The 21,890-nt window shown below is 43.0% G+C and carries 19 protein-coding genes; 1 reads left to right on the plus strand and 18 read right to left on the minus strand.

All coding sequences use genetic code 11. The features are described 5' to 3' along the window. Nucleotides 1-60: 60 nt before the first annotated feature. The 16 genes from NST40_RS18770 to NST40_RS18845 all read right to left on the minus strand — a co-directional run bounded on the left by NST40_RS18770 (nucleotide 61) and on the right by NST40_RS18845 (nucleotide 18,884). Nucleotides 61-924 carry a carbohydrate ABC transporter permease gene (locus NST40_RS18770; RefSeq protein ID WP_076129850.1) on the minus strand — a complete coding sequence of 288 codons (864 nt, stop codon included), beginning with the start codon at nucleotides 922-924 and terminating at the stop codon, nucleotides 61-63. A 30-nt stretch (nucleotides 925-954) separates the two neighbouring features. Then, nucleotides 955-1,929: an ABC transporter permease subunit gene (locus NST40_RS18775; protein WP_076217808.1), complete on the minus strand. Its 975-nt coding sequence runs from the start codon at nucleotides 1,927-1,929 to the stop codon at nucleotides 955-957. 195 nt (nucleotides 1,930-2,124) lie between these two features. Then, nucleotides 2,125-4,356 (minus strand): helix-turn-helix domain-containing protein, encoded by a 2,232-nt coding sequence (locus NST40_RS18780; RefSeq protein ID WP_076277782.1) that lies wholly within the window; start codon nucleotides 4,354-4,356, stop codon nucleotides 2,125-2,127. 223 nt (nucleotides 4,357-4,579) lie between these two features. After that, nucleotides 4,580-5,197: a glycerol-3-phosphate acyltransferase gene (locus NST40_RS18785; RefSeq protein WP_342409886.1), complete on the minus strand. Its 618-nt coding sequence runs from the start codon at nucleotides 5,195-5,197 to the stop codon at nucleotides 4,580-4,582. Beyond that, the gene (locus NST40_RS18790; protein WP_076281643.1) at nucleotides 5,197-6,288 is read right to left on the minus strand and encodes a glycosyltransferase family 2 protein; all 1,092 of its coding nucleotides are present in this window, start codon (nucleotides 6,286-6,288) and stop codon (nucleotides 5,197-5,199) included. Before NST40_RS18790 ends, NST40_RS18785 begins: the two co-directional genes overlap by 1 nt. Nucleotides 6,289-6,353: 65 nt before the next feature. Beyond that, nucleotides 6,354-7,556, minus strand: a complete 1,203-nt coding sequence (locus NST40_RS18795; protein ID WP_076129845.1) for an MFS transporter — start codon at nucleotides 7,554-7,556, stop codon at nucleotides 6,354-6,356. A 10-nt stretch (nucleotides 7,557-7,566) separates the two neighbouring features. Further along, the gene (locus NST40_RS18800; RefSeq protein WP_342409887.1) at nucleotides 7,567-8,604 is read right to left on the minus strand and encodes an ROK family protein; all 1,038 of its coding nucleotides are present in this window, start codon (nucleotides 8,602-8,604) and stop codon (nucleotides 7,567-7,569) included. 188 nt (nucleotides 8,605-8,792) lie between these two features. Further along, on the minus strand, nucleotides 8,793-9,308 hold the full coding sequence (locus NST40_RS18805) for a GNAT family N-acetyltransferase (RefSeq protein ID WP_342410912.1): 516 nt from the start codon (nucleotides 9,306-9,308) through the stop codon (nucleotides 8,793-8,795). A gap of 2 nt (nucleotides 9,309-9,310) precedes the next feature. Next, entirely contained in the window at nucleotides 9,311-10,513 is a 1,203-nt protein-coding gene (locus tag NST40_RS18810) for a Gfo/Idh/MocA family oxidoreductase (RefSeq protein WP_076281640.1), read from the minus strand. Continuing rightward, a complete protein-coding gene (locus NST40_RS18815; RefSeq protein ID WP_342409888.1) occupies nucleotides 10,510-11,370 on the minus strand; it encodes a metallophosphoesterase in 861 nt (286 codons plus the stop codon). The genes NST40_RS18810 and NST40_RS18815 overlap by 4 nt, the downstream gene beginning before the upstream one ends. Nucleotides 11,371-11,382: 12 nt before the next feature. After that, nucleotides 11,383-12,291 carry a carbohydrate ABC transporter permease gene (locus NST40_RS18820; RefSeq protein WP_342409889.1) on the minus strand — a complete coding sequence of 303 codons (909 nt, stop codon included), beginning with the start codon at nucleotides 12,289-12,291 and terminating at the stop codon, nucleotides 11,383-11,385. 12 nt (nucleotides 12,292-12,303) lie between these two features. Further along, nucleotides 12,304-13,194 carry a sugar ABC transporter permease gene (locus tag NST40_RS18825; RefSeq protein ID WP_342409890.1) on the minus strand — a complete coding sequence of 297 codons (891 nt, stop codon included), beginning with the start codon at nucleotides 13,192-13,194 and terminating at the stop codon, nucleotides 12,304-12,306. A 104-nt stretch (nucleotides 13,195-13,298) separates the two neighbouring features. Beyond that, on the minus strand, nucleotides 13,299-14,675 hold the full coding sequence (locus tag NST40_RS18830; RefSeq protein WP_076277789.1) for an ABC transporter substrate-binding protein: 1,377 nt from the start codon (nucleotides 14,673-14,675) through the stop codon (nucleotides 13,299-13,301). Between the two features lie 32 nt (nucleotides 14,676-14,707). Next, entirely contained in the window at nucleotides 14,708-15,595 is an 888-nt protein-coding gene (locus NST40_RS18835) for a hypothetical protein (RefSeq protein ID WP_340033241.1), read from the minus strand. A gap of 138 nt (nucleotides 15,596-15,733) precedes the next feature. Further along, entirely contained in the window at nucleotides 15,734-16,588 is an 855-nt protein-coding gene (locus NST40_RS18840) for an AraC family transcriptional regulator (RefSeq protein WP_342409891.1), read from the minus strand. A 184-nt stretch (nucleotides 16,589-16,772) separates the two neighbouring features. After that, nucleotides 16,773-18,884: a glycoside hydrolase family 52 protein gene (locus NST40_RS18845; protein ID WP_342409892.1), complete on the minus strand. Its 2,112-nt coding sequence runs from the start codon at nucleotides 18,882-18,884 to the stop codon at nucleotides 16,773-16,775. A gap of 173 nt (nucleotides 18,885-19,057) precedes the next feature. Between NST40_RS18845 and NST40_RS18850 the strand changes: the two genes are divergently transcribed. Beyond that, on the plus strand, nucleotides 19,058-19,972 hold the full coding sequence (locus tag NST40_RS18850; RefSeq protein WP_076277792.1) for a helix-turn-helix domain-containing protein: 915 nt from the start codon (nucleotides 19,058-19,060) through the stop codon (nucleotides 19,970-19,972). Nucleotides 19,973-20,050: 78 nt separating this feature from the next. Here NST40_RS18850 and NST40_RS18855 read toward each other — a convergent pair whose 3' ends face one another. Further along, a complete protein-coding gene (locus NST40_RS18855; protein ID WP_175619013.1) occupies nucleotides 20,051-20,887 on the minus strand; it encodes a carbohydrate ABC transporter permease in 837 nt (278 codons plus the stop codon). Between the two features lies 1 nt (nucleotide 20,888). Next, the gene (locus tag NST40_RS18860) at nucleotides 20,889-21,827 is read right to left on the minus strand and encodes a sugar ABC transporter permease (protein WP_076129834.1); all 939 of its coding nucleotides are present in this window, start codon (nucleotides 21,825-21,827) and stop codon (nucleotides 20,889-20,891) included. Nucleotides 21,828-21,890: the final 63 nt, after the last annotated feature.

Here is a 21,890-nt window from a genome sequence, read left to right on the forward strand (position 1 = left end):
TCATCTATATATTTAGACAGCCCGCGGATATAGCGGACTGTTTAAACCGTTCTAAGCCTTCTAACCCTTAAGTGATCCAACCATAATTCCTTTGACGAAGAAACGTTGCAGGAATGGATAGATCATTAATATAGGCAGCGCTGTAAACATAATAATAGCCGCTTTGACCATTTCAGGAGCCTGCTCATTGGTAGGAAGTGGTAACATCGGATCTCCTTCGGCTGAAATAACAAGCCGTCTTAAGAAAAGCTGCAGTACAATCTTTGATTGATCCTGCATATACAACATTGCATCAAACCAAGCGTTCCAGTGCCCTACTGCAGTCCATAGGGCTAATGTTGCTAGAACAGGCTTCGACAGCGGAATAACAATCGTAAATAAGATCCGCATATCATTAGCCCCATCTATTTTAGCTGAATCCTCCAGTTCCTCCGGTATACCCATAAAGAAATTTCGCAGGAGCAGAAGATTAAACGTGCTGAGCAGGCCGGGGACAATATAAACCCATAACGAATTTATAAGTCCCAGACTTTTGATTAGCAGATAGGTAGGGATAAGCCCGCCGCCAAAAAACATCGTTACGACAATGAACATTGTATAAAATCCCCGGTGCGGCAAATATTTACGAGATAGCGGATATGCTCCCAGTGACAGAAACACGAGTGTCAGAACTGTTCCTACAACTGTGCGGAAAACCGTATTCCCCATCGTTTGCCAGACCGTATCTGTTGTCAGTACACGCTTCCAAGCAAAGAAGGAAACTTCTTTGGGATAGAAATGAATTCCCGGCCGTAGTGCTTCCGCAGGGGTGCTAAACGATATAGAAAGCACATGCAAGAAGGGATAAATCATCGTAATACAAAGAATGATTACAAATAGGATTAGAAAGACTTGGAATACTTTTTCACCAGTGGATAGCTTCAATTGTAGTTACTCCTTCCTTACATTCATTCATTAATAAAGACCTTCCTGCCCCATTTTTTTCGTTATGAAGTTAGCAAATAACACCAGGATAAGACCCACCACATTTTTAAATAATCCAACAGCCGTCGTTAGACTGAACTGAAAGTTTTGCAGACCTATCCGGTACACATAAGTATCTAACGTATCCGCCACCCCATATACAGCTGGTGAATAAAGTGTTAAGACTTGATCGAAGCCAGCATCCAGCACACTCCCTACCCGAAGAATAAGCAGAATAGCAATCACCGGCAGGATCGAAGGAATGGTGATAAATAACGTTTGTTTCCAGCGATTGGCTCCGTCCAGAACTGCAGCTTCGTACATTTGGGAATCGATGCTTGCTAATGCTGCTAAGTATATAATCGTTCCCCAGCCGATTTCCTTCCATATCCCTGACATAACGAGCGTAAAGCGGAAATATTTCTCGCTGCCTAAAAAGTAAATGGGATCAAAGCCGAGCCACTGAATAATATAATTGACCACACCGGAATTCGGAGATAACAAAGCGATCAATATCCCCCCAATAACGATCCAGGATAAGAAATGGGGTAAATAGGATATCGTCTGTGCAACCTTCTTGAAGAAGGAAAACCTAAGTTCGTTAAATAACAGAGCCAATATGATCGGTGCAGGAAAACCAAAAATGATATGGTAAAAACTGATAATAAGCGTGTTCTTAATGATTTTCAAAAAGTCGGGTGAAGCTGTGAACAAATATTCGAAATGCTTTAAGCCGACCCAAGGACTTCCCCAAATTCCATCACGAATAAAATAATCTTTAAAAGCCAGTTGAATGCCATACATCGGGCCATAAGCAAATACGGTATACCAGATGATCACGGGAGCTAGTAATAAGAATAAATATTTGTTTTTTTTGTATTGGCGCCAAGTATGTGTCCACCTCGAGACTTTCGGCTTAAGATTCTCTCCCTGTTTTTGAATGCCAGCAGTGCTTGCCGGGTTCATAGTTGTTTTCTCCTTCCGAATACGATTTTGCGTTAAGACTGTGTCTGAACACCCCTTACGTTAGGGCATTGTAAGCGCTTTTTCTATTGTAAATTCATTAAAATCAGTAAATTATCTTCGTATTGGGGCTATAATTTTTCGAACAAAAGAAAAGACAATCGCGAGACGATTGCCTTTTCCACATGGATTGGAGAATTATGCACTTGAATGGTTCGAATGGTTTGCATTGCCTGCGTTCCTATACTGGACCGGTGTAACTCCGTAACGTGTTTTGAATTTGTTGTGAAAATATTGCGGGTTACGATAACCCACCTGAGCAGAAATCTCAGCCACGGACAGCTGCTTTTTTTCTCTTAATAAATCAGCCGCCTTCTCCAACCGCACTCGGGTTACATATTCAGTGAACGATTCATTCATAACGGTTCCGAACAAGGTAGAAATATACGATGGCGCCAACGAAGCAACCTCAGATAATTTATTTAGCGATAAATCCTCTTGAATATTATCATCGATAAAGATTTTTAATTTATGAATGATCTCTGTATGTGCGTGATTTCCTGACTCTTGAATATAAGCTGTAATTTGTGCCGATAAATCACGAATGGAATCAAGGGTTTCGGCCAACGTCTCCTTTTTGAACTCATCGAACAGACTGGAAGGCGAAACGATTTGTTGCAGATCAAGCTCAATAATGGTCTGATACAGGACCGTAACCAACTGAAGCAGGCCTAACTCAACTGTCTCCAATTGGACATCACCTTTCTCCATGACCCTTTGGAAATCGTCCATAAACCTGTTCATCGTAACGTCATTGCCCGCCTTTAAGGCATTTTTATAAAGATCAAAAGAGAATAAGTGTGGCGTAACATCGTTAAGCGGGATATGTGAATACCGCGCAATAGCTTCCGAACCATAGATAAACCGATATCGATAGGCATGTAAGGCATTTTGATACGAAAAGGGTATTTCTTCAGGTGCCTGAACCTTCGATCCAAGCGCTGCTCCAAAGTGTAGTTGCTCAGGCAACACATTTTTTATAAGCTCCAGTTCCTTCAATAATAGAAGCTCCAGCTCTTCGTGATCCTTATTCAACTCACTGAAATAGATAAGCGCCGCTTCCTGGGTATTTAAGCTGATAAATTTATAAAAGCTATAGGCAGCATGCTGTTCATAAAAAGCCCTGAATTCCTCGCAATCTCCCTTAGTTATACGAATATAGCTAGTCATGTAATGACATTGCAAAGGTAAATAATCGTAATAATCCGAGCCAACGCCTGCACCTAATACCAGATTTTTTAGTTCATTCACTTTAGCTTTAGATTCTAAGGTTTCGATTTTTCGACCTAGCTTTGAGATTGTACTACCAATAATAGCGAATTCATTTTGCGAATAGTTTACGGTGCCTGGATGATAAAAGCTGCGAACATTGTTAACAAGCTTCTTCATCGGAACATATACACGTTTGGAAATCAAATATGCGAATAGAAGCCCAATTAACAATACCAGGATACAGCTGACAAATATTTGGCTCTTCAGCTGCTTTGATGAGGATACAAATGAATTCATAGGCCGTATTAATACGTATTTCCATTGATTATTCGAGGTTTGGTCATTTTTAAAAGACAACACATATTTGTCGCGTTTATTATAATGAATTTCCTTATTATTCCCTGCTGACTCCATCCATTGCTTAGCAGTCTTAAGCCCCTCTTCGACGTTCGAGCCCGTATGGATAATAGGGCTGCCCTTTTCATCAAAAGCATATAGCTTTTCCATCGGCGAGCTCATCGTGCTGGAAATCATTTTATTGATGTATTCTAAGCTAACGTCAATGTACATGGTGCCTGTTGATGTTTTTGATAAAGCACCATAGGGAAGGGCGATTGCGTAAGTCAACACCTCTTCTTCATCCGATAACGTTCTATATGTCCAGCGGTTTAAGGCTGGTGTCACTGAAGTTTTCAAGAAGGAAGCATCTGGAGAATTGTCCAGCTTCGAATAAAATTGGCTGTTATCGATGATATAATTTCCTTTCTCGAAGTATGTAGATATTTTGTAAACGCCTTCATTAGTAAGCTTGAAAATTTCGAGATCCTTGCGAAAAGCTAATATTCTGCTCGTATTGCCTTCCCATTCACTATCCAGTAAATAATTCAGCATAGATTGATTTTCTAACGACAAGGTAGACACTGCTCGGTTGCGGATACTGTTTTCGTATTTTTGCAGCAGCGTATTCTCCACAAAATCACTTGAAGTCATCAGTCGTTGCTTACTGTCTCTGGCAATCTCATCCACCATTAAGCGATTAGCCTGAACATACAGATAACTGCCCACAAGTCCGATTAAAACAACGGCTAATAATGTGAATGAAAAAATCAGATGGGTAAACCATGTGCCTCCATTTCTTAATCTGCCGCCGATCTTCATCACAAGCCCCCCTTTAGTTCATAGCCCTATCTCTGTAACTTTCTAAATTGAAAGCATTTATAATTAAAGATACTAAAATACACCAACTTTAGCCATTATAAAATCTTCTGTTTAAAGATAACGCATCTTATAAAACCGAAAAAAACAGGCTTCCCCGAAATTAATCGCTGGAAACCTGTTTATTAACCTATACAAAACATCTATCGCGACAAAGAAAGTAACTTCAATGCCCCCGCTCCCTTTTTGAATATTCCTTCACCCATGCAATCCATTCTAACCTGTGCGTATACATAAGGATCACAAAGCTCCCAAACCATACCCACAGGATAAGAGCAGACCACTTACTGATGCACAAATAAACACAAAGGAGCAGCATTCCGCTAACCACTTGCACACCATCCGAGACAGGTGAATTTCCTCTGCTTTTGTATCCGCTGCCGAGCACTTTCAACACTGCCAGGATAACTGCTAACGCTAAAGAGGCCTTGAATCCTGTCAACGCGCTCCATACCCCAAAGGTTACGGCAATCGCCTTCCCTCCTTTTCCTTTAAGAAATGGAGAGAAGGCATGACCGGCAATAGGAGCTAAGGCTAGCGGAATAATGAAATAACTCTGACTATAATGACTTTCCATTACCCATAAAAGAGGCAAATATCCTTTTAAAAAATCCAACAACACCCCAAAAATTCCTAATTTATAGCCAGATGACTTCCATAGATTCAATGCCCCCGGATTACCGTCGCCAATGTCTTTCAAGTTCTTTTTACGCGCAAGACCAAGCCAATAGGAAAACATAAGAGATCCCGACAAAAATAAACCCGCGACCCACAATATGATCATTAGTCCCTAGGGCCTCCCACCTGGATCTGCCTTCCTTTCCAGCTTACATGCCTCAGAAAAACGACCTGATATATCGAATAAAGCATAATCAAGATAAAGAATAGAGTTGCCACCACGTGAAATACAGGAATAACGATGCCAAATACACCTACATATTTTATAAAATAAAAGAGTTGGAACATATAAAGGAGATAACCGATCAATAAAGGCATAAACCATGAAGTATTCGCAAAAATAAACACAGTTTCTGAGATGATGAGTCCGATCACCCAAAGCGCGATTGGAATAATTGTCCGCGGGCTTAACGTTGAGGTGCTTAAGACAGCCCCTTTACTGAAGCCTTCAATCTCACTTTTTATCCCCTTCGGATACATACGAAAAGATACTAAGCCATAACCGATAAAATTTCTAATGGGAACACCTGCAGCGATAAACTTCTCTCCTAAAGACAAATCATCCAGCACTTCAGATCTAATACTTTGATGGCCATTAACTTTTTCATAATCCTGCCTTAAAGCTAGAATACACGAACCGTATAATCCTTTTTTAGCGTTATTCTTTTCAAAAACAGAGGTGAATGTGAAGATCCCCAGCATATTCATGATTAAGGCAAGTTTCTCAAACAGCTTTTCTGTATGATGAAAAGGAACTACCGAAATGACACCTTTCGATAGCTCCCTTGCTTTTAATAATGAGGCCAGAGCGTTAGGCTTTAACCGGATATCTGCATCCAGAAAAGCAAAAATATCGCCCGAGGCTTGTAAATATCCATTCCAGACTGCCCAGCTCTTGCCCGTCCATCCCTCAGGGAGACTGCTGTTGGCAATAACCTTAACTCCATAGCTTTCGGCAATTTTCTTGGTCCGATCCTCCGAGAAATCATCCACAACAATAATTTCATAGGGGGCAATGGTTTGGAGCTGGAGTGAGTCGAGCAGAAAACGCAAATTGTATTCTTCATTTCTTGCGGGGATGATGATGGACAATTTCTCCGGTCCTTGAAAATGTTCGGGATCGGCGGCCAATATATTCTTTCTAAACAATATAAAACCGGAGAGACATCCAACACCTATAATAATTAACAACCACATTTACAGCTCCCCCCTCCTATAGCTATATATATGAAGGGTTAGTCCGTAATATATTCAATTCAAATTTAACCGACATTTACTTTTGCTGAGTATTGATTTAGCTTTTCTGTACACAAGAGCATAACGATGGCGAAAAAAACGATCATCGCAGGAAAAATACCCAGCGTGAATTTCGAAGCTAATAAGCCGATAAAAGGCGGCATCAGCGTGGTGCCGGTATAAGCTGTTGCCATCTGAAAGCCCATAATCGACTGAGCATGTTTCTTCCCGAATCGTACAGGGGTTTCATGTAGCATACACGGAAAAATAGGGGCTAACCCTAAACCTATAATCATAAATCCTACAAGTGAAACTATAGTTGGAAGCGGCAATACTAACAGTACCGTACCGATTAAAGCAATGAGCTGGCCATATCGAATTAGCTGTTTATTACTCATTTTAAAAGTAATGAAACCCGTCACCATTCTACCAAAGGTAATCCCTAGATAAAAAAATGATACCCATGTCGCTGCAGTTGATGCAGGAATGTCTTTAATGTTTACAAGAAAGCTGCTCCCCCATAAGCCCATACTCGTTTCGATGGCAGAATAAAATAAAAAGGTTAACATTGCTAGCTTTACCCCTCTTAATTTCCATGGTTTTGTGTTCTCTGCGGCATGCTCTAGCTCCGGATGGTTGAACTCAGGATCACTTTCAGCATTCGGGTGGTTGTTGCTCCCAGCCACTCTATCCCATAAAGGCAGTGTAACGAATAGAATAATGACTAAGCTCAATTGTATGTAAGCAACCGTAAGATAACCTTGCCGCCATAGACCTTCTCCAGAGATAAAAGAGCCCATAATAATAGGACCCAGCGTGGCGCCCACTCCCCAGAAACAGTGTAACCAACTCATATGATGGGCTTTATAATGCGTAGCCACATAACTATTTAATCCGGCATCTACAGATCCCGCACCTAAACCAAGTGGAATTGCAGCAATAATTAACCAGACTAACGAAGGTGACCCTGCAAAACCAAGCAACGCTACAGCAGTCATGATACAGCTAATAAGAGTCACTTTCCCTGTACCAAAACGTTTAAGGATAACACCACTCATTAAACTGGACACAATTGTCCCTACTGCAATAACCATCGAAAGAATTCCAGCAGTACCTAATGAAGCATTTAAGTCCATTCTCATCACTGGCCAAGCGGAGCCAAGCAATGAATCCGGCAAGCCTAAACTAATAAATGCTAAATAAATAATAATAAGAAAAAAAGTTGCCATAGTTATCTCCTTAATTGTTCTCATCTATTTGTTGTGAAACTAATAAGCCTAATCCAAGACTTTGTAATCCATTCAAATAATCACGTTTCAAGTTACTTACCGCTAACGCTGGAAGATGCTCCTTCGGAACGTATATTGCACTCCGTTCATAGATTTGATTAAGCATGGCTGGAGCTAATTCATCCTCACAAAAAATAATATAATGCGGATTCAAAATAGAAGTCATAGTAGCCACTAATCGACTAATCGCATCCACACTATGATTCGATTGCATACTTTGTCCAACAGGATCACCAGTTAATGCCTCTATGAAATTTTTATGATCATACTGTGGCAAAAATTGAACTTCTCCTGAAAAGAACGTCTTTCCTCGCACGATTTCACCATTGACCGCGATCCCAGCCCCCGGACCATTTTTCCCTAAATACAGATACATTAGAGATATATTCTCTTTCAAATTTTGTTGCGTCATATAGCCGATTACAGCGGCATTCATATCATTTTCCACGATTGTCGGAATAGATAGTTGATCTTCTATGTGTCTTTTCAAATCTAAATTCTGATATTTCTCATAACCCGGAATCAGAAAAATCTGCCCATGATTCACCGCACCTGGAACTCCAATAGCCACAGATTGGATTTTAGGATTGGCCTTTTTTTCATCTTCAATAAGCATGACCAGTTTACTAACATCTTCCTCAAGAATACTGGGCAAACTCCCTTCTTTGATTACCTCACCAATGCAATTATAGATGGTATAATTGGTTTCATTTTTTTCCAAAAAAACAGCCATCCCTAACCGATAATTCGGATTATAGGTGTATCTTATTGCCCTTCTTCCCCCACTTGACTCATCCAGACCGCTGACCGTTATTTCCCCTGCCTCTTCCATCTGCATTAGAAATTTACTTATCGTTGGGAAACTGTATTGCAATTTATGGCTTAACTCTGCCTTCGTTGCTTTTCCTAGTTCTAATAATGCTGTTCGAATACTTCGGATAATTTCAGATTTCATTTGCTGTGAAGGAAGTCGTTTCTCACTCGCCATGGCTCTCCCACTCTCTCACCTATAGTCATACTGACTTATTAAACGCGTTTAATAAGTCAGTATGACTATAGCAGCAATTAAACCTAACGACAAGTTAATTCTTGAATCAAGCTCCTTCAGTAGGTGCAAGAATGAAATAAGGAGGCGTATAGCCCCCCCCTAATTCCTAGCATTTATCATTGTCAAAATCAAAGCCTTTGCAGGATTCGGTCCCACCTTCCAGGATGACTATCGTCTAAGTACACCGGCTGAAATCCTAATTTCAAATAAATACGGATGGCGGGCAGTCTGAAATCATCGGTCTCTAAAGAGGCTGCCGCTCCACCTGATTCTCTTATTTTGTGCAAAATAGCAAGACTTACAGCATAACCGAGTCCTTTGCCAGAATATTCCGGAAGCACTCCAACCATATGCAAGTACCAGCTCTTAGGGTCTCCACTGCCTAATTCCCAGGCCGTAGCAGTCGCTACAGGCTGATTCCCGCGGCAAATGAACAACAAGCGATCCGAATACAAGGGTACATGAGCACTGATTTTATGAGTAAATTTAACTTCTCTCGTAAAAGAATGACGGATAAGATCCTCCCAATTTCGCTCGTCCTCCGGCTGGAAGGACGTAAGTCGATACCCAGCGGGGCAATGAAAAGCAGGCAAGTCGGACAGCATTTCTTTTTTCATTACAAGTTTGGAAAGCGCCTGTTCCACCGTCAAATTCTCACCTTCGATCTAAAATCAGGAAAAGCTATAACTTTCCCACCCATCTCTACAGATTCCATAGATAATGTAAACACAGAGCTCCAAGTAACGGCATCATATACGTCCACCGAAGGGGTGCGATCCTCCTGAATCGCGGAAATGAATTCCTCAAGCACCATAAAATCACCTCCGCCATGTTTCGTCCCAGCAGCGTATTCGCCCCATTTTTTCCAGGTTGGATGATCATAAAGTGGCTGATAGCTGCTTAAAGGCTCCCACAATTCCTCTCCATCCGCTATATTTTTGGGCGAAAGATTCCTGAACCAGATCAAATCTTCCTCTTGCTGATGGCGGCCCGTAATATACGCCCCTTCAGTTCCTTGCAGCAAATAATGAGTTTTATTATGAGGTCGTACAGAGCTCCAATCTACACGCAGCTCAATCAGTACACCCTTTTCCGTTTGGATGACCGCAACCGCACTGTCGCCTTGCCGCCAGAAACCTTCACGCGCTGCCGGATGATCTTTTCCATAATGCTCTCCAAAATAATATTGTAAGGATCTTGATTTAGAAACAAAAGTCGAGATGCTTTTTAATCGATCTCCATCAGGCTTATTGAGATTAATCCATTGGGCAACTGGACCTATAGAATGCGTCGGATAATTGATCCCGTTATACTGCTGATGTAATTGCCCCCGCCAAGTCAGAGATCCATCCGGATGATGAGTCAAGTGACGTAAATCATGGATGTATCCGCCTTCCAGATAAGTAATTTCACCGAACATGCCTTGATCCGCCATATGTTTAATCGTCAGATTGGAGCGCGAGAAGCAGTAATTTTCAGACATCATATATTTAAGTCCAGTTTGTTCAACAGTTTCGATAAGCTCCCAAGCTTCCTCTAAAGATTGGATCGAAATCACTTCGCTTAGGACATGCTTACCCGCTTTTAAAGCATCCATAGATTGTCTGGCATGCAAATGCATGGGGCTTAAGATAAACACCGCATCAATTGCCGAATCTTTTAACATTTCATGATAATCCCGATACGTTCGGATGTCCGGAAATTTCTCTTTCCATTGATTAAGAACCCACTCATTCAAGTCACAAGTGGCGGTCAGATGTATCCGATCCGATAGAGAGTATAGTGCATTCATAAAACTGGCCCCGCGATTCCCGCCTACGATGGCTAATCTTACTGGCTGGCGATTCATTGCTGGTCCACCTGCTTTCTGTCCCTTTGAAGTCGATTGATGATTAGTTCCTGATCTCCCGCCTCCCCTTCAGCCTGCGGATATTTTTCATAATCAAAAATGCTGAGGGTAAATAATGAAGACCATTTACTTAATTGCTCGCTCGCCAGACTCACCATCTCTAACCGGATCTCATCTTCAAGCACAGTGAGAATTCGAGCAGCAGGAATATCCAGAATGGAGGCCGTTTGAATGAAATGCCAGTTTTCTTGTCTAACGATGGAATGTACATGATTATGGCCGTTAAAATAAAAACCCACACCTTGCCACTGCTTCAATATCGGCCAAATATCCAAGCTGGGATCCAGTGACATCATCGGTTCGGTTGATCTAGCCGTCGTATTATACAAGGGATGATGGCCAAAAACGAATAGTGGCTTATCTGTAGTCCGCTTCATTTGTGCTTCGAGCCAGGCTAACTGTTCATCATCAAGCGTTCCGCTCCAATCGTCACGATTTTCCCGTGCGGTATCCAGCAATATAATGATCGCATGGGTCTCTTCAATCACACTGTATCGCTGCTGCCGGGTGACGGAAAGGATTTCTTGCTTAGGATAAGTGTACGTATCATGATTGCCAAGAACATGTAGAAAACGCCTGGAATGCTTGCTGTCCTTAATCTTACCCATGATATAATTAAATTCGCTAAATTCTCCTGCATGCACCATATCTCCCACAGAAATATGATAATCGGCTGGGATGGACAAAAATAGATTCATAAATTGCCCGTAAAAAGCATCTCGTGCCTCTTTAATCAAAACCTTGTTGTTTAACAATTCGTCCGGATAATGTAAGTCTCCGATAATCGCCAGCCTCATAAATGCCTCCTCCTAACCTTTAATGCCAGAGCTCATAAAACTACCTATCACTTGCCGTTGGAACAATAAAAATCCAATCATTAAGGGTGCCGAGACAATCAGCGTAGCCGCGCAGACATCAGACCACTGTGCGCCTGATTCCGTGGTTTTTGCAAACATCGCCAATCCTACAGTTAACAAGCGATTTTCCTCTGAATTGGTTACAATTAACGGCCACAAGAAATCATTCCAATGAAAGCTGACCGACACGATGGCAAAGGACACATAAATCGGGCGTGACAGTGGAACATAGATTCTGGAAAGAATACGCAGCCGTGAGGCGCCTTCCACCCGGGCAGCTTCATCGAGCTCATAGGGTAATTGCTTAAAGGATTGTCTTAAGAGAAACACTCCAAAGGAGGAGGCAAAGTAAGGCAGCATAATCCCCAGCTTGGTATCCAGCAGACCCATTTCGTTCAACACTTGATAGTTGGAAAAGATAAGAACATCCGGCGGCACCATAATTTGCACCAAAAACAACAGGAATAGCAGCTCTTTTCCAAAGAAACGTACCCGTGCGAACGCATAAGCAGCCAATGTCATCGTAACGAGTTGCACAGCTAGCACAACACCGCACACCAGCAATGTATTCATTAAAAATCGTCCAAAAGGCGCTCCTTTCCAGACATGAATCAAATTCTCAAACGTAAAGCCCCAAGACCAGCCCGAATCGATAGCGACGTCTTTGGGTAAAAAAGCCGTTCTGACCACCCATAGGAAGGGAATGATCCAGACCGCGGCAAAAGTAAATCCAGCCGCATGCCACAGTATCTGCTGGATTCGGCGCTTCGTTTTTTCTGAGTTCAACATACGCTCCTCTTCTAAAGCTTTACGTGTATTCTGCCTTAATACTAAGGGCAGCTTTAATGGATTATCCTCCACGGATTCCACCTCCTATTCATAATGAATTTTCCGATCCCAGCCAAAAAACTGCAAAGAGGAAATCAGGAGCAGCAACACGATCATGACCACCGTCATCGATGCGGCCATTCCTTGATCGTAGAAATTAAAAGTGGACTCGTAGATATAATAAAGCAGCAGGTTGCTTGCATTGTTCGGGCCGCCTTTTGTCATAATCCAGAGATGGTCAACCAGCTTAAAGGAATTCGTTATCGCCACAACAGCCACGAACAATGTTGTTGGCATCGTGAGTGGAATTGTGATTCTACGAATGGAAGTGAACGTACTGACTCCGCTTACTGCAGCCGCTTCATATAAATCCTTAGGAATCTGCTGCATTCCTGCTAAATAAAAAATCATAAAATATCCGGCTTCTTTCCAAATCATCATGATGACTAATGCGCCCATCACCGTATCAGGTGTTCCCAGCAAATTCACAGGCTGATCTGCGATCCAAGAAGCCAGTCTGGCGAAAAGCCCAAAATGAGGGGTATACAGAAACAACCAAATGTTCGCCACCGCGATCATTGGGATCATATTCGGATAGAAAAAGGAAAGACGTGCCAGTCCCCGCCCTTTTATCGCCTTGTCGGCAAACAGTGCCATCAAGAAAGCCAAAACTATTGAGGTTGGTACTGTACCAAGGGCGAACCATATATTGTTACTGAACACCTTCAAAAAAACATGGTCATGCAATAGATTAGCGTAATTCTCAAATCCTACGAACAAAGGCTCAGGAGTTGCTAAGTTTTTCTCATAAAAGCTGAGCCAAAGGGATTTAAACATAGGGTAATAAGTAAACAAGCAAAGAAAGAGCAGCGAAGGCAACACAAGTCCCCAGCTTAATCCGTTTCGTCTAAGCCTCTCACTCCATCCGGCATTCATACCATTCAATCCTTCCCTGTTAAAGGTTTCTAAGATTATTGAATAATGGAATGACGCCAGAACATGCTACCAAGGCTGTCCTGGCGTACCCCATACCTTAATAATTACTTATTGAAGGGAGCTAGTGCCTGATCTGCTTCTGCTTGCGCTTTTTTGAGCGCACCTGCGGCATCAATCTCTCCTGCCAATGCCGCTTGAATCTGATTTGTTATTGCCGTCGATACTTTACCATGATTATGAGTGGATAATTCCCGGAACGCATATTCCAGCTGGTTTCTTGCAACCAATGCTTGCGGGAAATCCGCCGTATATTTCTTCATTGCATCTGTATCATATGCGGATTTTCTTACGCCAACATAACCGGATGAGCTGCTGAAGAGGGCCGCCTGTTCCGAAGCCGTCATGTATTTGGCGAATTCCCAAGCTGCAGCTTGTTTTTCAGGAGATGTGTCCTTGAAAATATACAGATTGCCGCCACCAGTGGGTGATCCAAATTGCTTTTGTGCAGGTGGGAACGCTACACCGAATTCGAATTTTGCATTATTTTTTACATTGGTCAAGTTGCCGCTTGTATGCATCATCATGGCTGTTTTACCTTGAATGAAATCTGTTGGAACCGTGGCCCAATCAATAACACCTTCCGGCATCGCCTTATATTTATGGGACAAATCCAACCAGAATTGCAATGCCTCCACATTCTCCGGTGTATCAAACATCGCTTTTTTGCCATCGGAAGACATTATGTTTTGCTTCGGATCAGAAGCATTTTGCCGAGCAAGCATTTGAAACATCCAATACGAATCATCATTGCCCGGAATTTCCAGCCCAACGTGACCGTCTTTGTTCAGCTTCTTAGCATAAGTTACAAGCTCATCCCATGTAGTGGGTGGTTTCTCTGGATCAAGTCCTGCGGCTTTGAACATTTCTTTGTTGTAATACATAACAATCGTGCTTCGCTGAAAGGGCAGGCTGTACGTTTTACTTTCAGACTGAGTATCCTCCACAAAGGCGGGATAAAAGTCTTCCATTTGAATGTCCTTGTCCTTCGCAATATAATCATCCAGCGGAACAATCGCATTCATATCGAGCATGCTGTATAGCTCTGTTGACATCATGACCGCGACATCCGGTGGCTGCTTAGCTTGTACACCCGCTTGGATTTTTACGGTATTATCACCGTAATTGCCTGTGTACACGGGATTAACTTTAATCTCTGGGTGCTGTTCCATGAATGCATTAGCCATCCCATCGATTACTTTAGTAAGAGGCCCCCCCACATTAACCGGATAATAAAAGGTAATCTCCACCGGTTTAGCGGCTGGAGTCTCTGTGGATTCAGGAGTTGCTACGATTGCTGTAGGCTGAGCGTTATTAGTTTTCGCTTTGGCTTCAACTGTACTATTATTTGCTTGGCCGCAGCCCGCTACTGCCAGCATAGAAACGGATAATAGCGTCAGAATGATTTTGGATTGCTTTAGCATTTCTGTTAGCCCCTTTTTCGCTTGGATTTGAATTAGAATGCATAATGGCGAAAGTTCACACTAATACGATTTGAGCCTACATCAAGAATATGAAGCTGGGCACCATCAGCGGTGGGCAATACAGCAATTCCCTGAGCTTCAGTACCACTAGGCAGATTGCGATCAAAGGCCACAGATACGTTTCCAGTCTCCGGATCAATCTGGTAAACCGTTTGGGTCGCGTTATCCGTAGAGGCATATAGAACCCCGTTGTACACTTCGGCACCTTGAATTCGATCAATGCTTTGGGAAAGTGGAACGGTTGTGATTACATGCATATCGTCGAGGCTAAGTACATTCAAGACGCTTGCATTACTCCACTGAGCTGTATAAACCTGACCGCGAGCGGCATCCACCGCTACCCATGGTACACCGCCAATATGCAAATTCAGCGGCAAAGCATAGGATGTGCCTGTATATTTCAAAGTGTTCACATCATAAAGGGCGATGTAAGGATGCTGATAGTTTTTGCCGTCTTCAATAGGAGCGTATATTTTACCGTTATAGTAGGAAATATCACCAATATGGTCTCCACCTTGGGAGGCAATCTCCAGTGGAATAGCCAATTCATTCCGTGCTTTTACGGATTTTCCATCAAGTCCAGTCCGTAAGAGCCCATACGAGGAATTAAAGATCCATGAATTCCCGTCTGTAGCCACCCCTTGTCCTCTTTCAAGAGCATCTAGTACCCAAAAGGTTTGCTTGGATACTTCATGCCATCCAGCAGTGATCATAGAAGCTGAAGTTGACTCTGCGCTGGACTCTACCTCGGTGTTTACTAGGTTATCCGGTCCGACAGGTGTGGCAGATGCTACTAAAGATAAAGAACTGGTCGTAAGTACCCCCGCGCAAATCAGACTGAATAATCTTTTTAATCTCATGTTTTCTCTCCTCCTAATAAGGTTGTAGTTCGGCATTTGTACGCCTTACTTCAACCTTATTATAGGAGCTGGCTGCAGCTCTCTAATTGAACAAAACACTTCATTCCTTGAATAAAACTCTCATTTACAAGAATAAAATTAATAAACCATATGATTAGGCTTGGAGGTGCTTTGATTCGCATACAGCTTTGGGGTTAGGCCGGTTTCTCGTTTGAACAATCTAGTAAAATGTCCTTGATCGGCGAAACCCACCTGAGACGCAATTTCCTTCAACCCAATTTTCCCGGAACGAATAAGAAATTTAGAACGTTCGATTCGCAGCCGGATTAAATAGTTATGGGGGGTATACCCTGTCTGTTGTTTAAAAATCCGAATAAAATGTGATTGGCTCATATTAGCCATGGTTGCGAGATCAGTCAGTTGAATCTCATCTTCCAGCCGCTCACGCATAAATTGAATGACCTGAAATATCTCTTGGTTGGCGGGCGTTTTACTGTTTGAGTGCTGGGGGATCACAGAAGAATAGTGTTGTAACAAATGAATAATTAACATATTCGATAAAGAGTCGCTGTATATTTTCCCTTTGGCACCGCCATTCTGCAATTCCTCCAGCATCCAAAGCCCTAATTGCAGCAGCTTGGAATCCTTGACATGAAATTTGCGGTCCAATTGGATATGTCCTTCCTTCAGATAACCTGATTCACGAGCAATCTCTTCGATGACCGCTGGTGTAATTTCAATTTTCAAAAAATAGAGCGAGGTTCTGCCCCAAGGACAAAGAAGGCTCTCATTACAAGGGGTAATATGAATGGTGTAATAGTTTTCGTAGTAGGCTGTGCAGTGAATCCCAATTAAATATTTTGACTCCGGGGATGGGGTGAAAGCTTGCTGCGGGCTATACCATTGTGAAACCTGAAGCTTATCCCAACCAAAAGTATCGCTTGCAAGAACAGGCTGGGTAGTGGTAAAGGACGATTCTTCCATTTCTCTCATATTTCATCCCCCTTTTCCCCTCAATATAACAAGCCTATATACGCTCCGCGTCAATGAGCTGTAAAAGCTATATTAATTTCCTCTCAGCTTCGAAAGGTGTATACTTCGAAACAGCAAAAAAGAGGGGTAGCCCCCTCTTAGTATTTTTGCATATTCCGTTTCTACTTATTGAAACTATCTACTCTTATTTCTCATCCAACCACAAAATCGCTGTAACGCCACGCGGATAATATTTACTGCCCGTGATCTCACCGGAAATAATCTGATCGCTCCAGCTCCAGATGGAAAGCTCCGGATGGGTGAGCCAAGCTACGTGAGCACGATCCGCTGCCGCTCCCCGTTCCTCCCATTCCAGTCCCAGAATGCTGCGGGAGATGAATTGGGAGAGATAGATTTTACTGAGCCAGCTATTATTGCTGGTTGAAGAGATTTTCCAGCCTCCGTCTTCGAATAAGCATACTCCCGGCTGTAACACCGCATGCAGATGCTTGTCGAGTGCGCCAATATAGGCGGCGAACCGTCCATTACGATCAAGAGCTTCTTTGCAGCCTGTAAAGTAAGGGAACACAAGGCCTTCGATAGCCGGAATGATCTTGGAGTCATTGCCTTCTCCAATGACAGCCGGAATATACCCGTCTGCTGTAACACTTGCCACCATTGTTGCGGCGCATTTTTCAGCCTGATCCCCTGCTGTTTTGGACTGTTCCGCACGCCCATGCTCTGCAAATATTTTCTCCATAGCCAAGTAAGCAGCCCAGCATTTTCCTGCCAGATAAATATTGTTACGAGCCTGACCTAAAGACACATCCAGACTGTCATACGTAGTAATTTCGGCTCCGCCCATCGTACGTGAGCTATCAAGCCCCATGACACCATTTCTTTGTTCAGGATCTGGATGATCGCGATTTACCATGCTATCCAGGCATTTCTCCATAATACTGAGATTACGTTCCATCCAGCCGCGGTCGCCTGTATGCTCTACATAAGTTGCTGCACTCAGCACCCAGTTAACCAATTGTTCATGTGTCATATGTGAGAAACAACCATCAATGCCATAGACCTCATAAGCAGAATATCCCGGACGTGAAACTACGTTGGCTACACCCATATCATGTGTGAAGCTAATTCCACCTGGATACTCTGTATCATCACCCGGGAAACGCACCGTATCTTCGTAGCTGAATCTTTCCACGAACATATCTAGTTCATTACGTACAGTCCAAGAATTCAAACGCAGCTCATAAAATAACTGATCGACGGTAAGATCAAAGGTATTCATCATCCGGTATTCGCCTTCGTTGACGATCCAAAATGGCTTATTCTTGTAGTCCAGCAATTGCGTGGAGCCATAATAACTACGAATCGCATGCGCTAACATAAAGGTTTGATCTGCGGAAAGGTCATCATGAGTAAATCTATCGTTAGCTTGCTCCGCTTCTTGCTTAAGGATATCAAATCTAGCTAATGCATATTCAGCCACTGCCTCTATATTGTTGAAATAATGATTGTAGTAATAAGAAGCATCAATTCCTGAGGTGACATAACCTGAACGGTGAAAACAAATAGCAAAGCGGTAAGTTTCTTTTACTCCGGCTGGAACATCCATGATCAAAGCGCCGACTCGTCCCAGTCCAAAGGTCCAATTCTCCTGCAGCTCCTCCGTTAGAATATCCTCCATCGTGAAATGCAGTGCGGACTTTGCAGTTCCTTTTTCCGCAGCAATCGCAATAAATCTTCCTTGGCCAACGCCTGTAATCTCCGATGATACATCATCCAGTCTTCTCATTCCGCTATACACATCTGTTCCCTGAAAACCAAAGAATGCACGGCGCGAGGTGGCGGATGAGGAGTTGTCCACTTCGAGTTCAACCAGCACTGCAGGCAGCAGCACATCCTTCATTTCTTCTATAGAGGCAGTTTCTGGATCCGGTACAGAACGAACGGGGGACAGAATCCGGAAGGTCAAATCACCCGCACTCCAGCTGTCTGTGGCTACATGAAAATCTCTGGAAATCTTATTCTCTTGAAAAGGGAACAGAATATTCTCCTTGTCAGGATTAGGATCCGGATTCTCAATATCATAACGTTTGCTTTCGTCCTCACCCCCGATTTCATGAAATGGCAGTGTATCATATCCCTTCCCGTCAGCACGTTCTAATCCTATGAATATATTTTGTCTAGGTGGTTTTCCAATCTCCAGATCGAAACCTCCACTAGCTCCTTTGAATCCTAAAGTGAAACTCGCAAATGCACCAATCGGTGAATGATGGGCATTAAAAAATTGATTATGCGCCATAAATAATAACACTCCTTCCAGCATGGTCCCGGATACCTCCGGGCTATATCTCCATGTTATCGATCTTTCCGGAAGTACAACAGGGTTAAAGCCTTCTTTTATTTGGGCAAATCAAACATCGATAATAACCTATGTTATAATGAAGCCAAACTTTACAGTAAAAGAGGATTGAAATGATCTCGAATGATCCCGCTTTTCATAATTCTATTGATGGCCAGATGTCACCAGACATCCAAGCGGCTTTCCATATCTTCGCCGCGCATTGGAGAAAAGTAAATCCGGATTGGCAATATCCCGTACACACTCATCCTATGTTTGAGATTAACGTTGTACTGCAGGGTGAGCAACATATGACGGTCGGCAATAAATCTTTTATCCAGCAAAGCGGTGATATTTTGTTCATTCGTCCCGGTGTAGAACATAGCAGCCTCGGTTCGAATGCTAGTCGTGACATGACTTATTACTGCCTACATTTTGATATTGATGATCTGATTTTACGGCGAGCTTTGCTAACAGCAGACGCTGTTAGTCTAAGTGGGAATACCCCGGAGCTGCGAGCCATTCGTTCCGCTCTAGATGTCATCATAAATTCTTCCATCCTGTCAGAGTCAAAGGACACACACAGAAATCGCCTGATTACATTGCATGCTTCGCTGCAACTTCTAACCGCGCTCAGCGGCTGGGTACTTTCGGAGATGCCCCTCCTGGCAGATACAGAAGCTACGGAAAATACCGTCGCCTTAGCTAACGCCATCGAAGGATTGCTGCAAGAATCTGTCTCCTCTGCTGCAAGCACAGGCGAAAGAGGCGGCGGTATTGAGTACATTGCGGCAAAACTCGGATACAGTACAACTCACTGCAATCGTGTTTTCCACCAAATTTATGGCATGTCGCCAAGACAATATTTATCCCGCTTGATCATTCGTCACGCCAAACTGCTGCTAATGGATAATAGTCTATCTGTCGAATCGGTCGCCCACCGGCTAGGATACCGGGATGTGTCCCATTTCAGCAAGCAATTCAAACGCTGGACAGGTCTCCCGCCAATGGGCTACCGCCGTTTAACCGCGAATCCAAATACGCTTTAGTGATTGTTACGCATACAAAAAAAAGGGATGTACCCCGCAGCCCACTAAGTGGTTACAGGATATATCCCTTTTTATGAATTAACCCTTCGTTGCACCAGACGCAATCCCCTTAACAAAATACTTCTGCAAGGCGATAAACACAATCAGCACAGGCACAACCGACATTGCTGTTCCTGCAAAAATCATATCCCAACGTGAGGAGAATTCTCCGATATAACGGTAAATTTCCACGACCATAGTTTTAGCCTGTCCTGAAGGCAATACCAGCATCGGCATCAGGAAATCATTCCAGATTCCAAGTCCGTTTAAGACCACCATACTGGCTGTGACGGGTCCTAGCAGCGGGAAAACAATTTTCCAGAATATCGCATAACGAGAACATCCGTCGATCTCTGCCGCTTCTTCAATTTCTCTAGGAATGCCTTTGACAAAGCTTGTATACAGCAGGCACCCAAAGCCCACCGCACCGGCTACATAAATTAGAATTGGACCGGCAAGGCTGCCGTATAACCCCAGCATTCTAAGCTCTTTAAACAGAGGAATCATATACGCCTGAAAAGGGATCATCATTCCTGCTAAAAAGTAAACGAACATGAACCGGGTCCATCTGGCATTTCTGCGTTCAATTGCGTAGCCCGCCATCGGAATAATCAAGACCTGTGCCGCAATAGAAAATGCTGTCAAAATCAGACTATTCAGAATAGCCCGTGGAAACTCTGTTTCGGTTAACAGATATTTAAAGCTGTCCAGATAAAGGGTTTTCGGAAAAGCAATGGCATCCTTCATAATCTCTGCATTACTCTTGAAGGCTGACATCAAATTAAAGAAAATAGGAAAGAAAAAGATAATAGCCACTAATAATGTAACAATGAAAAGTGCGATTTGCCCAACTCTTTTGCGTGTCTGCATCGTCATCTTAGAGCTGCACCTCCCGCTTCTGGAGAACCTTCACTTGGAAGACTGTAATGATAAGTATGATTAAGAACAAGACCATCGCCAGCGCAGTACCAAAACCTTGTCTTAATTCACCAAACCCAACCTTATAAATAATATAAGTTAATGTCTCCGTCTCAAAGCCCGGACCACCATCCGTCATGACGGCAATCTGATCAAAAATCTTCAAGGCACTGATCATCGATAATACCATACATACAGTCATTGACCCCGCAAGCAGCGGAAAGGTAATATGCCGGAACTGTTGCCAGCCCCCTGCTCCATCAATACTAGCCGCCTCATTCAATTCCTGCGGAATACCTTGCAATCCAGCGAGATAAATGATCATATAATACCCCGCGCCTTTCCAAACGGTAGACAAAATAATCGACAGCATCGCATATTTAGGGTTGCCCAACCAATCCACAATCCAGGTTCCAAGCCCAACAGACTCCAGAATCTGATTAAATACACCAAAGTTGTAATTCAGGATCATCGCCCAGACGAAACCCATTACGATCCCACTAAGCAACGTAGGGAAATAAAATACACTTCTGAATAAATTCCGGAACCAGCGTACCTTATCGACCATCATAGCCATTGCAATTGCTGCAATATTCTCTAGAACAACAAGTGAAATGGTCATGATCATCGTATTTTTCAGTGCGTTATGCACCCTTGGACTATTCCAAATTTCCACAAAGTTAGCGAAGCCGATATACCTTACGTTGTCGCTAATGCCATCCCATGAGGTGAAGCTTAAATAGACACTGCCTACCGTAGGGACGATAACGAACAAGGTGTACAAAATAAATGATGGTAATATAAACAACAGAGCGTAGGACTGCCATTTTTTCTTTTTCTTTTTGTGCTGCACAGTGCCTATCAATGACTTGTCAGCATTTACTGCGGATGTAGCCATGGCTACTCTCCCTCCCTTAAAGACCGCGCTTGTTAAAAAGAGAACCTCTGCAGCAGCAGAGGT

Source organism: Paenibacillus sp. FSL R10-2778 (assembly GCF_038593035.1).
GTDB lineage: Bacteria > Bacillota > Bacilli > Paenibacillales > Paenibacillaceae > Paenibacillus_AQ > Paenibacillus_AQ odorifer.